Here is an 11872-nt window from a genome sequence, read left to right as displayed (position 1 = left end):
AGCCCGGCGTTATCCCAGGGCCACATCCAGAATCATCATCAGTAAGAAGCCTACCATTACCCCATAAGTACCGCCGTGGGTCTGGTGGTCGTGGCGCAGATTGGCCTCGGGGATCAGCTCCTCCACCACCACATAGAGCATGGCGCCCGCTGCAAAGGAGAGAAGCCAGGGCAGGGCCACCTGCACCGTTCCCGCTGCCAGTACGGTGAGCAGGGCGGCAATGGGCTCCACCGCACCGGAGGCCGCACCGATGAGAAAAGACTTGGTACGGCTCAGGCCTGCCTGCCGCAGGGGCAGGGAGATGGCCGCTCCCTCGGGAAAGTTCTGGATGCCGATACCCAGGGCCAAAGCTCCGGCGGCGGGCAGCAGCTCGCTTTGTCCCTGGGCGGCCAAAGCGAAGGATACGCCTACCGCCATTCCTTCTGGGATGTTGTGCAGAGTGATGGCCAGGATGAGCAGTGCGTTTTGGGCGCTGTGGCGGTCTCCTGACTGGAGCAGTTCGGGGGAGAGGTGGGGGAGCAGGCCGTCCATGGCCACCAGAAAGAGGATGCCCAGGGCGGAGCCGCCGGCGGCGGGCAGCCAGCCGGGTAGCCCCAGTTCCTGGGCTTCCTCAATGGCCGGGATGAGGAGAGACCACATGCTGGCGGCGATCATCACCCCGGCGGCAAAGCCCAGCATGATACGGTGGAGGTTGGGGGAGATCTGGTTGCGGAACAAAAAGACCATGGCCGCCCCCAGAGCGGTCATAAGAAAGGTGAAGCCGGTTCCGCTGCCGGCCCACAGAAGTGCCTGAGTCAAGAAAAAAACTCCTTTCCTGGCCGGAGCGAGGACAGAGACTCCGGCGGATGTGATTGAGGGTGCGCTGTCTCAGCCTATGACAGTAGGCCGCCGGGGGTGCGTGGGCTGGGCAGAGGGACAGAAAGGAAAAAAATTTACGGGAAACCCCTAGGCAAACGGGAATAATTACGCTAAAATAGGAGGCGATAAACTTGGGAAGGGTCGGGAGAGAGTATGCGGCGGTCAGCCGGGCACGGCGCCTTCCCACCATTATGAATTGCAAGGAGTGTTTCCCATGGAGAAGCCAAAATATAAACGCGTACTGCTGAAGATCAGCGGTGAGGCCCTGGCGGGCGAGGCCAGCCGCGGGCTGGACTTCCACGTCATCGGCCAGGTGTGCGACGTGGTGAAAAAGTGCGTGGAGCTGGGCGTCCAGGTCGGTATCGTGGTAGGCGGCGGCAACTTCTGGCGCGGCGTCAAGGACGGCGGCGACCAGATGGTCCGGGTCCGTGCCGACCACATGGGCATGCTGGCTACCACCATCAACGCCCTGGCTGTGGCCGATGTGCTGGAGCAGAAGGGCGTGGAGGTCCGGGTGCAGACCGCCATTGAAATGCGTTCTGTGGCCGAGCCTTATATCCGCTCCCGTGCCATCCGCCACCTGGAGAAGGGCCGCGTGGTCATCTTCGGCTGCGGCACCGGCAACCCCTTCTTCTCCACCGATACCGCCGCAGTTCTCCGTGCCGCTGAGATCGACGCCGAGGTCATCCTGCTGGCCAAGAACATCGACGGCGTCTATTCCGCCGATCCCAAGAAGGTCCCCGACGCGGTGAAGTACGACTCCATCACCTACGCCGATGTGCTGGCTCAGCGCCTGCAGGTGATGGACTCCACCGCCACTTCTCTGTCCATGGATAACAAGATCCCTGTGCTGCTCTTTGCCCTGAAGGACCCCGAGAACATCCTGCGGGCCGTGATGGGAGAGAAGATCGGCACCATCGTCCAGGGCTGAGCCCCTCCCGGACGGTTTTTACCTTTAACTTAGAAAGGAAGATCAGACTATGAGCCCTGAGACGAAAGCCTATGAGCAGAAAATGATCAAGACCATCGAAGTTGTGAAAGCCAACTTCGCCTCCGTTCGGGCCGGCCGGGCCAACGCCGGTGTGCTGGACCGCATCATGGTGGAATACTATGGCACCCCCACCCCCCTCAACCAGGTGGCTGCCATTTCCTCCCCCGATCCCCGTACCCTGACCGTTCAGCCCTGGGACGCCTCCCTGCTCAAGGCCATTGAGAAGGCCATCCAGACCTCCGATCTGGGCATCAACCCCCAGAACGATGGACGGCTGATCCGCCTGGCTTTCCCCCAGCTCACCGAGGAGCGCCGTAAGGAGCTGACCAAGCAGGTGCGCAAGTATAGCGAGGAGGGCAAGGTGGCCCTGCGCAACATCCGCCGGGACGCCATGGACGAATTCAAAAAAAAGAAGAAGGCCTCCGAGATCACCGAGGACGACCTCAAGGAGCTGGAAAAGGAGCTTCAGGACCTTACCGATAAGCGCTGTAAGGACATCGACGAGCTGACCGTGAAAAAAGAGCAGGAGCTCATGGCGGTGTAATCGTCCAAAATAATCGGCAAGATGCAGAAAGGAGCACTCCCTTCTGCATTTTGCCTGCTTTTGGGAGATTCCCTCAACGCTGCGGGAAGGAATAGAAGTTATGGCTTTTTTTAAATCCAAAGAGGACCGTCAGGTCCAGGTGGATTTTGACCATCTGCCCCGGCACATTGCCATTATTATGGATGGCAATGGGCGCTGGGCCAAAAAGCGGGGGCTGCCCCGCACCGCCGGCCACGCTGCCGGCGCGGAGAACTTCCGCACCATCGCCACCTACTGTAAGGACATCGGCCTGGACTACCTCACCGTCTACGCCTTTTCTACGGAAAACTGGAAACGGCCCGCGGAAGAGGTGGGGGCCATCATGGGCCTTTTGAAGAAGTATCTGCTGGAGGCCATCGGCCGTATGGAGCGGGATCGGGTGAAGATGGAGTTTTTCGGCGATCTGTCGCCCCTCACCCCGGAACTGCGGGAGCTGTGTGAGCGCACCCGGGAGATCTCCAAGCACTACGACGGCTGCCAGGTAAACATTTGCCTCAACTACGGCGGTCGGGACGAGCTGCTGCGAGCAGCCCGGGCCTATGCTCAGGACTGCCTGGAGGGAAAGGCCGACCCCAACCATCTGGGGGAGAGCGAGTTTTCCGACTACCTCTTCTCCCGTGGAGTGCCCGACCCTGATCTTGTCATCCGGCCCAGCGGTGAGCTGCGGCTGTCCAACTTCCTGCTCTGGCAGTCCGCTTATGCAGAATTTTACTTCACCGACGTGCTGTGGCCCGACTTCTCCAAGGAGGAGCTGCACAAGGCCATCGCGGCCTTCCAGGGCCGTTCCCGCCGGTTTGGAGGTGTATGACTTGCTGACACGGATTATCGTGGCCGTGGTGTTGGCGCCCCTGTTTTTTGTGGTCCTGTTTTTCCTGGACTCCATCTGGCTGGCGGCGTTGATGGCCGCAATCTGCGCCATGGCATCTTTTGAACTGCTGCGGGCTACCAAGGTGGCCCACCACAACGGTATGTACTTCTTCACCGCCCTGGCTGCTGCCGCCATTCCGGTTGGCTGCTGGCTGGGACTTGGGTACCTGGTGGTTCCCATGGCGGCAGTATTTTTGATGCTGACCCTGTTCGGCATCGCTATCCGTCTGTATGACGAGGAGCGGGCTGTGCGGGTGGAGGACGTGTTCATGTGCATGTTTGGGGGGCTGGTGATCCCCATGTGCCTGTCTGCCCTGGTACAGCTCAAGTGCATGGACCACGGCCAGTACCTGGTGCTGCTGCCTGTGATCTGCGCATTTCTTACCGATGCCGGAGCCTATTTTGCCGGCGTGTTCCTGGGTAAGCACCGGGGCATCACCAAGGTCAGCCCCAACAAATCCCTGGAGGGCTACATCGGCGGCATCCTGTCCGGCGGTATTTTCTTGCTGCTCTACGGCGTGATTCTGCAGCAGTTTGCCGGGTTGACGGTTTCTCTGCCCATTATGGCAGTATATGGCCTCATCGGCAGTGCGGTGACCGAGGTAGGCGACCTGTCCTTTTCCCTCATCAAGCGGCAGTTTGGCATCAAGGACTATGGTGACCTGCTGCCCGGCCACGGAGGTATGCTGGATCGGTTCGACTCCATGACCTTTGCCGCCCCCACCTTGCTGATCCTGGTATCGCTGATCCCCGCATTTTGATCTGCCGCGGCGCGCGAAGGGGACTTCGCGCGCCGTTTTTTTCATCGGGGCTGTGCCCTGGAACGAAAGGAGTGTAACCAAATGAGATCCTGCTGTATTTCCCTGCTGGGTTCCACCGGTTCGATTGGCCGGCAGTCTCTGGAGGTGATCCAGGCCTGCGGCATGAAAGTGGGCGCCCTTACCGCCAACTCCAATGTGGCGCGGATGGAGGAGCAAGCCCGGCAGTTCCAGCCGGAACTGGCGGTGATGATGGATGAACAGGCTGCCGCTGACCTGAAGGTTCGCCTGGCCGACACTCCGGTGCGGGTGGCCGGGGGACTGGAGGGCCTGCTAGAGGCGGCCGAGCTGCCCAAGACCGACACGGTGATCACCGCCGTGGTAGGTATGGTGGGTCTGCGTCCCACCATGGCCGCTATCCGGGAAGGCAAGCGCATTGCTTTGGCCAATAAGGAGACTTTGGTGTGTGCCGGACAGCTGGTGACGGAGGAGGCCCGGGACTACGGAGCCAAGATCCTGCCGGTGGACTCGGAACACTCCGCCCTGTTTCAGTCCCTCCAGGGGTGCAAGGACAGGGGAGAGGTGAAGCGTCTGATCCTGACCTGTTCCGGAGGCCCCTTTTTTGGTAAGACACGCAAGGAACTGGAAGGTATGACAAGGGAAGATGCCTTACAGCATCCAAACTGGTCCATGGGTGCAAAGATTACGGTGGACTCCGCCACTCTGATGAATAAGGGCCTGGAGTTTATCGAGGCCATGCACCTCTACCAGATGCCCCCGGAGAAAATTTCCATTGTAGTGCATCGGGAGAGTATCATTCACTCCCTGGTGGAATACTGTGATAACGCAATGATTGCCCAGATGGGTACGCCGGACATGCGTCTGCCCATCCAGTACGCCCTCACCTGGCCGGAGCGTGTAGCGGGTCCCGCCACACCGCTGGATCTGTGCAGCTGCGGCCCTCTCACCTTTGCCCGGCCTGACACGGAGACCTTCCAGTGCCTGGCGTTGGCTCTGGAGGCGGCAAAGACCGGCGGCACCGCGGGAGCCATCCTCAACGGCGCCAATGAGGCCGCGGTGGCCCTCTTCCTGGAGGGCAAGATCGGCTTTTTGGATATTGCAGATCGGGTGCGTCGGGCTATGGAGCAGGTGAAGGTGATTGCTGATCCCTCCATGACTCAGGTGCTGGAGGCTGATGCCGCCGCCCGGGAGGCTGTACTGTCTGTGTGACGAAACCCCTAATTTCTGGCTGCTTATTTTGGAGGTCCTATGGTCTATATTCTTGTCGCTATCCTCATGTTCGGCGTGCTCATCGCCGTACACGAATTCGGTCACTTCATCACCGCAAAACTCTTTGGCATCCGGGTCAATGAGTTCTCCATTGGCATGGGACCCGCTCTGTTTAAACGGGAGAAAGGCGAAACACTTTACAGCCTTCGCCTGCTGCCCATCGGCGGCTACTGCGCCATGGAGGGGGAGGACGAGGAGTCGGACGACCCCCGGGCCTTTGGCAACGCGGCAGCCTGGAAAAAGGTGATCGTGCTGGTGGCGGGCGCCTTTATGAACTTTCTTACCGGCCTGATCATCGTCCTGGCCCTGTATGCTCCCGCCCAGGGCTTTTACCAGGAGGTCTACTCCGGGGCCATGGAGGGCTACGGTACCGAGGATTGCGGACTCCAGGAGGGCGACCGTTTTCTGTCGGTGGATGGCCACAAGGTGCTGACCTACGGCAATGCCCAGTTCTATATGAGCCGGGCGGGGGACACCATGGACCTGGTGGTGGAGCGCGACGGCGAAAAGGTATATCTGGACAATGTCTCCCTGCCCCGGCAGGAGCGTACCGATGAGGAGGGCAACACCACCAACTACCGTGGGATCACCATCGGTGCTCAGGTATTGCCCGCCGGTCTGGGTACCAAACTGATTTACAGCTGGAATACCACGCTGGACTATGTGCGTCTTGTGTGGGTGAGTCTTGGCGACCTGGTACGGGGCGCGGTAGGCATTAAAGACCTGTCCGGCCCGGTGGGCATCGTGGACACCATGTCTCAGGTGGGCAGCCAGTCGGCCAGCGTGGGTGCGGCCATCCAGAATCTGCTGTGGCTGGCGGCGCTGATCGCGGTAAACCTGGCGGTCATGAACCTGCTACCTCTGCCTGCTCTGGACGGCGGCCGGGTATTTTTCCTGCTGCTCAACGGGGTGCTGTTTGCCCTGTTTAAGAGAAAAATTGACGCCAAGTATGAGGGGTATGTCCATCTTGCCGGGCTGGCAGCCCTGATGACCCTGATGCTGATGGTCACCTTCAGCGACATCGGCAAGATCATCGCCCGCTAAGTCCTTTTCTTTGGTCCTTTTCTCGAGAGAAAAGGACCAAAAGAGCTTTCGCGCAAACCTTCGGTTTGCTTCCGGCGGTTCTTGCAGACTGGCAAAGTATATAACCTGTGCAACATGAAATGTTGCACGCAAAAGTTTTTGCCCCGCTTTTTACAAAAAGCGGGTGGGGTCCAGGGGTAACACCCCTGGGGGAGGAGGAAGACAGATGACCAAGCAGATCAAAGTAGGCAACGTCCTGGTGGGTGGCGGTGCGCCGGTGTCCATCCAGTCTATGACCAATACCCGCACCGACGACGTGGAGGCTACCCTGCGCCAGATTCGGGAGCTGGCCGCCGCGGGATGTGAGATCATCCGGGTGGCCGTGCCCGACATGGCGGCGGCCAAGGCAGTGGGAAAGATCAAGGAGCAGTGTCCTCTGCCCCTGGTGGTGGACATCCACTTCGACTACAAGCTGGCCCTAGAGGCCATTGCTGCCGGAGCGGACAAGGTGCGCATCAACCCGGGCAACATCGGCAGCGAGGACCGGGTGAAGGCGGTGGCCGACGCTTGCCGCCAGAAGAACATCCCCATCCGTATTGGCGTGAACGGCGGTTCTTTGGAGAAGCCCCTGCTGGCCAAGTACGGCGGCGTGTGCCCGGAGGCCATGGTGGAGTCCGCCTTTGGCCACATCAAACTGCTGAACAAATTTGACTTTGACGATATCTGTGTGTCGCTGAAATCCTCCAGCGTGCCCATGACCATGAAAGCCTATCAGATCATGTCGCAGGAAAGCAATTATCCTTTACATATTGGAGTGACCGAGGCTGGCACCGTCCGCATGGGCACCCTGAAATCCGCCGTGGGCATCGGAGGTCTGCTGGCTCTGGGCATCGGCGACACCATGCGGGTGTCCCTGTCCGCTGACCCGGTGGAGGAAGTCTATGCCGCCCGGGACATCCTGAAGGCGGCGGGCATCCGCAAAGAGGGGGCCGAGCTGGTGTCCTGTCCCACCTGCGGGCGCACCCGCATTGATCTCATCTCGCTAGCCGGGGAGGTGGAGGAGCGGCTCAAGATCGTGGACAAGCCCATCACCGTGGCGGTCATGGGCTGCGTGGTCAACGGTCCCGGCGAGGCCAGCGCCGCCGACTGCGGCATCGCCGGCGGCGTAGGGGAGGGCCTGCTGTTCAAGAAGGGCCAGATCATCAAGAAGGTGCCCCAGGACCAGTTGGTGGACGAGCTGTTCGCCCTCATCGATACCCTGTAATCGCAGAAACACAAAGGAGAGGCGCAATGTCCCAAAAGATACCCTTTTTAGAGATGTTCGCCGCCCTGAACCAGTGGCAGGAGTTTGTCAACGCCATGGAGGGGTGGCTGATTGTAGAGGCCGCCATCGACCGGAAGACCCGCAGCGCGGTGGTGACGGTGGAGGGGGCCAGCGGTGCCGGGCCCAACCTCATTGCCCAGGCGGAGGAGGTGGTGGCCCGATGCTACGGGCTAAACTCTGTAAAGCTAAAGCCCATTACAGAAGAGAAGCCGAAGGCGGTTGAGCCGGAGGTGCCTCAACCTGCTCCTGCACCTCAGACCGAAGCGCCCAAAGCGCAGGAGGAGCAGCCTGCGGCCGCTTCTGCCCAGCCGCAAAAGCCCCAGGAGCCCCAGGACGCCTTTGCCCGGGCGGAGGCCATCCGTGCCGCCGCGCTGAAAAAAGTGAAACGTGCCGCGCCCTCCGCCTCCGGGAAAAAAGGGGAGAAGAAGGACAATGGCCGGGCCATCTTCGGCAAGGTCATCAAGCGCGCTCCGGTGCCCATCGGGGAACTGGAGCTGGACATGGGCATGGTGGTCATCGAGGGCGACGTGTTCGCCATCGAGAACCGGGAGCTGAAAAAGCGCAACTCCTGGGTGGTGGCCTTTGACGTTACCGACTACACCAGCTCCATCCGGGTGAGCAAGTTCTTCCCTCAGGCTGACGAGGCGAAACCCTTGGTGGACGGGATAAAGAAAGGCATGCACCTTGTCATTCAGGGGCGGCTGAATATGGACCGCTTCTACGGCGATATGGTGCTGGAGCCGGTGGCCGTGATGGCGGGGAAGAAAGAAATGCGCATGGACAACGCCCCGGAGAAGCGGGTGGAACTCCATCTGCACACCACCATGTCGGCCATGGACGCCCTCACTGCTGTGGGACCCAAGCTGGGACCGGAGAGAAATGTAGTGAAGCGGGCGGAGGCCTGGGGCCACCGGGCTATCGCCATCACCGACCACGGTGTAGCCCAGTCTTTCCCGGATGCCTGGCATTCGGCGAAAAATATCAAGCTGCTCTACGGCGTGGAGGCCTACTTCATCAACGATGTGGACGACCGGGTGGTGGTCCACGGTCAGCCCTGCCAGGATTTTTCCCAGGAAATCGTCTGCTTTGATATTGAGACCACCGGCCTGGACAAGCGCCGGGAGGTCATCATCGAGATCGGCGCGGCAGTGCTGAAAAACGGAGAGGTTACTGAAACCTTTAATACCTTCGTAGCCCCCGGGCGTATTCTCAGCCCGGAGATCATCCACCTCACCGGCATCACCGACGAGATGCTGGTGGGAGCTCCCTCTCAGGAGGAGGCCCTGCGGGCCTTTTTGGACTTCGTGGGGGACCGGCCTCTGGCCGCTCACAACGCGGAGTTTGACATGGGCTTTATCTCCACCGGCTGCCGGAAATACGGGATCCCTTTTACCAATCCCTCCATTGACAGTCTGATTTTGGCCCAGAACCTGCTGCCGGAGCTGGGCAAGTATAAGCTGGACATTGTGGCCGAGTACCTCCAGCTACCCGCCTTTAACCACCACCGGGCCAGCGATGATGCGGCCACGGTGGCCTATATGCTGCCTCCCTTCTTTGAGAAGCTGGAGGCTATGGGGGTCCACCGTCTGGAGGACATCAACGCCGCCATGCCCAAGCTGCGCAAAGGCGGAAAGGCCCGGCGGCAGCCCAAGCACCTTATCGTGCTGGCCAAAAACCAGACGGGGCTTCGCAATCTCTACAAGCTTATCTCCCTGGCCCACCTGGAGCACTTCAAACGCTACCCCATCATGCCTAAGTCAGTGATCAACGAGAACCGGGAGGGGCTCATCATCGGCTCAGCCTGCGAGGCGGGCGAGCTGTTCCAGGCGGTGACGGCGGACAAGGACTGGGAGGAGCTCAAGCGCATTGCCTCCTGGTACGACTTTTTGGAGATCCAGCCCATCTGCAATAACATGTTCATGCTCCGCAAGGGCATGGTGCACTCGGAAGAGGATTTGCGGGACTTCAACCGCACCGTGGTGCGGCTGGGGGAGGAGCTGGGTAAGCCGGTGTGCGCCACCGGCGACGTCCACTTCCTGGACCCGGAGGACGAGATCTACCGCCACATCCTGCTGGCCTCCAAGGGCTTTGAGGATGCGGACGAGGCCTTGCCCATCTACTTTAAAACCACGGACGAGATGCTCCAGGAGTTTGCCTATCTGGGCAAGGAGAAGGCCTACGAGGTGGTGGTGAAGAACACCAACCTGATTGCCGACTGGTGTGATCCCATCAAGCCGCTGCCCCAGGGCCTGTTCGCCCCCAAACTGGAGGACTCCGACGGAGAACTGAAGCGCCTGGTTTGGGGGAAAGCACATGAGCTTTACGGCGACGAGCCCCCTCAGATCGTGGTAGACCGCATTAACGTGGAGCTGGGCGACATCATCCGCTGTAAATACGACGTCATCTACATGTCCGCCCAGAAGCTGGTGCAGAACTCCCTGGAGCACGGCTATCTGGTGGGCTCCCGTGGATCGGTAGGTTCCTCTCTGGTGGCCTTTATGTCGGGCATTACCGAGGTAAACTCCCTGCCCGCCCATTACCGCTGTCCCAAGTGTAAGCACTCCGACTTTGACTACGCCCAGGATCCCGCCCACCCCTACGGCTGCGGAGCGGACATGCCCGACGCGGTGTGCCCCATCTGCGGTACGCCCTATATGAAGGATGGCTTCAACATCCCGTTTGAAACCTTCCTGGGCTTCGGCGGCGACAAGGTGCCCGATATTGACCTGAACTTCTCCGGCGAATACCAGTCCAGCGCCCACAGATATACCTTTGAGCTCTTCGGACAGACCCACGTGTTCCGTGCCGGTACCATCGGCACCGTGGCGGAAAAGACCGCCTTTGGCTACGTGAAAAAGTACCTGGATGAGCGGGGAAAGATGGCCTCTAAGGCGGAGGAGAACCGTCTGGCCATCGGCTGCACCGGCGTCAAGCGCACCACGGGACAGCACCCCGGCGGCATGGTGGTCATCCCTCAGGACAAGGAGATCTACGACTTCTGTCCCGTCCAGCACCCCGCCGACGACCCCAACAGCGACATTGTCACCACCCATTTCGAATATCACTCCATGGAGAGTAACCTCCTGAAGCTGGACATGCTGGGACACGATGATCCCACCATGATCCGTATGCTGGAGGACCTCACCGGGGTGAACGCCCGTACCGATATCCCCCTGGACGACAAAGATACCATGTCCATCTTCCAGTCCTCCAAGGCCCTGGGCTATGAGAACGACAAGATCCTGGGTCCCACGGGAGGTACCGCCATCCCGGAGTTTGGCACCAGCTTTGTCCGCGGCATGCTGGAGGACACCCAGCCCGACCAGTTCGATATCCTGGTGCGGCTGTCCGGCTTCTCCCACGGTACCGACGTGTGGCTGGGCAACGCCAAGGACCTCATCACCTCCGGCACCGCTAAGGTCAGCGAGGCCATCGGCTGCCGTGACGATATCATGCTGTTTTTGATCTCCAAGGGCATGGACCCCAAGCGCTCCTTCAAGATCATGGAGGCGGTACGTAAGGGCAGGGGACTGCCTGAGGGGGCCGAGGACGAGCTGCGGGAGCATGGGGTGCCCGAGTGGTATATCGGTTCCTGTAAAAAGATCGCCTATCTGTTCCCCAAGGCCCACGCCGTGGCCTACGTGATGATGGCTTTCCGTATCGCCTGGTTCAAGGTCCACCGGCCCTTGGCCTTCTATGCCGCCTACTTCTCCATCCGCGCCAAAGCCTTTGATGAGGCCTACATGTGCCGGGGCATGGACGTGTGCCAGAAGAAGATGCGGGAAATCATCGCCAAGGACAAGGAGGCCTCCGCCGTGGAGCAGGACATGCTCACTACCCTGGAGGTCTGCTACGAGTTCTATCTCCGGGGATTTACCTTCCGGCGTATGGATATCTACCAGTCCGACGCCATCCACTTTAAGATGGACCTGGAAAATAACGCCCTCATCCCGCCCTTTGTGTCGGTGGCTGGCCTGGGTGAGACGGCGGCCATCTCTCTGGCAGAGCAGCGCAAGGGAAAGAATTTTATCTCCATCGAGGAGGTCGCCGCTGCCTGTCCCAAGGTGTCCAAGACCCATATCGAGCTATTGAAGGAAGCAGGGGCCTTCGGCGACCTGCCGGAGACCAGCCAGCTAAACCTGTTTTCCATGTTTTGATGTAAAAAGCCTCAGAATCCA

General features: G+C 60.1%; 9 protein-coding genes. 8 read left to right on the top strand and 1 reads right to left on the bottom strand.

The window, feature by feature from the left end; translation table 11 throughout:
* Window positions 1-9: 9 nt before the first annotated feature.
* Window positions 10-747: a ZIP family metal transporter gene (locus tag ACEVJL_RS02170; RefSeq protein WP_374736874.1), complete on the bottom strand. Its 738-nt coding sequence runs from the start codon at window positions 745-747 to the stop codon at window positions 10-12.
* A 325-nt stretch (window positions 748-1072) separates the two neighbouring features.
* Between ACEVJL_RS02170 and pyrH the strand changes: the two genes are divergently transcribed.
* The 8 genes from pyrH to ACEVJL_RS02130 all read left to right on the top strand — a co-directional run bounded on the left by pyrH (window position 1073) and on the right by ACEVJL_RS02130 (window position 11851).
* A complete protein-coding gene (pyrH, locus tag ACEVJL_RS02165; RefSeq protein ID WP_020989683.1) occupies window positions 1073-1789 on the top strand; it encodes a UMP kinase in 717 nt (238 codons plus the stop codon).
* Between the two features lie 49 nt (window positions 1790-1838).
* Window positions 1839-2393 carry a ribosome recycling factor gene (gene frr / locus ACEVJL_RS02160; protein WP_374736731.1) on the top strand — a complete coding sequence of 185 codons (555 nt, stop codon included), beginning with the start codon at window positions 1839-1841 and terminating at the stop codon, window positions 2391-2393.
* A gap of 100 nt (window positions 2394-2493) precedes the next feature.
* Window positions 2494-3240 carry an undecaprenyl pyrophosphate synthase gene (gene uppS / locus ACEVJL_RS02155; RefSeq protein WP_374736730.1) on the top strand — a complete coding sequence of 249 codons (747 nt, stop codon included), beginning with the start codon at window positions 2494-2496 and terminating at the stop codon, window positions 3238-3240.
* A 1-nt stretch (window position 3241) separates the two neighbouring features.
* Window positions 3242-4060, top strand: a complete 819-nt coding sequence (locus ACEVJL_RS02150) for a phosphatidate cytidylyltransferase (protein ID WP_020989682.1) — start codon at window positions 3242-3244, stop codon at window positions 4058-4060.
* A gap of 81 nt (window positions 4061-4141) precedes the next feature.
* Window positions 4142-5287: a 1-deoxy-D-xylulose-5-phosphate reductoisomerase gene (locus tag ACEVJL_RS02145; RefSeq protein ID WP_374736729.1), complete on the top strand. Its 1146-nt coding sequence runs from the start codon at window positions 4142-4144 to the stop codon at window positions 5285-5287.
* 39 nt (window positions 5288-5326) lie between these two features.
* Window positions 5327-6391, top strand: coding sequence for a M50 family metallopeptidase (locus tag ACEVJL_RS02140; protein ID WP_374736728.1), 1065 nt, complete (start codon window positions 5327-5329; stop codon window positions 6389-6391).
* Window positions 6392-6596: 205 nt separating this feature from the next.
* The gene (gene ispG, locus ACEVJL_RS02135) at window positions 6597-7634 is read left to right on the top strand and encodes a flavodoxin-dependent (E)-4-hydroxy-3-methylbut-2-enyl-diphosphate synthase (RefSeq protein WP_374736727.1); all 1038 of its coding nucleotides are present in this window, start codon (window positions 6597-6599) and stop codon (window positions 7632-7634) included.
* 26 nt (window positions 7635-7660) lie between these two features.
* Window positions 7661-11851, top strand: a complete 4191-nt coding sequence (locus ACEVJL_RS02130) for a PolC-type DNA polymerase III (protein WP_374736726.1) — start codon at window positions 7661-7663, stop codon at window positions 11849-11851.
* The last annotated feature ends 21 nt before the right edge of the window (window positions 11852-11872 follow it).

Origin of the sequence: Flintibacter porci (genome assembly GCF_041925195.1) — a bacterium.
GTDB lineage: Bacteria > Bacillota > Clostridia > Oscillospirales > Oscillospiraceae > Lawsonibacter > Lawsonibacter porci.
This window is presented reverse-complemented; position numbering and strand designations above follow the sequence as displayed.

Excerpts from the sequence above, each read along its gene's own strand:
- ACEVJL_RS02170 (WP_374736874.1), bottom strand. The coding sequence starts at position 747 with ATGACCGCTCTGGGGGCGGCCATGGTCTTTTTGTTCCGCAACCAGATC.
- pyrH (WP_020989683.1), top strand. The coding sequence starts at position 1,073 with ATGGAGAAGCCAAAATATAAACGCGTACTGCTGAAGATCAGCGGTGAG.
- frr (WP_374736731.1), top strand. The coding sequence starts at position 1,839 with ATGAGCCCTGAGACGAAAGCCTATGAGCAGAAAATGATCAAGACCATC.
- uppS (WP_374736730.1), top strand. The coding sequence starts at position 2,494 with ATGGCTTTTTTTAAATCCAAAGAGGACCGTCAGGTCCAGGTGGATTTT.
- ACEVJL_RS02145 (WP_374736729.1), top strand. The coding sequence starts at position 4,142 with ATGAGATCCTGCTGTATTTCCCTGCTGGGTTCCACCGGTTCGATTGGC.
- ACEVJL_RS02140 (WP_374736728.1), top strand. The coding sequence starts at position 5,327 with ATGGTCTATATTCTTGTCGCTATCCTCATGTTCGGCGTGCTCATCGCC.
- ispG (WP_374736727.1), top strand. The coding sequence starts at position 6,597 with ATGACCAAGCAGATCAAAGTAGGCAACGTCCTGGTGGGTGGCGGTGCG.
- ACEVJL_RS02130 (WP_374736726.1), top strand. The coding sequence starts at position 7,661 with ATGTCCCAAAAGATACCCTTTTTAGAGATGTTCGCCGCCCTGAACCAG.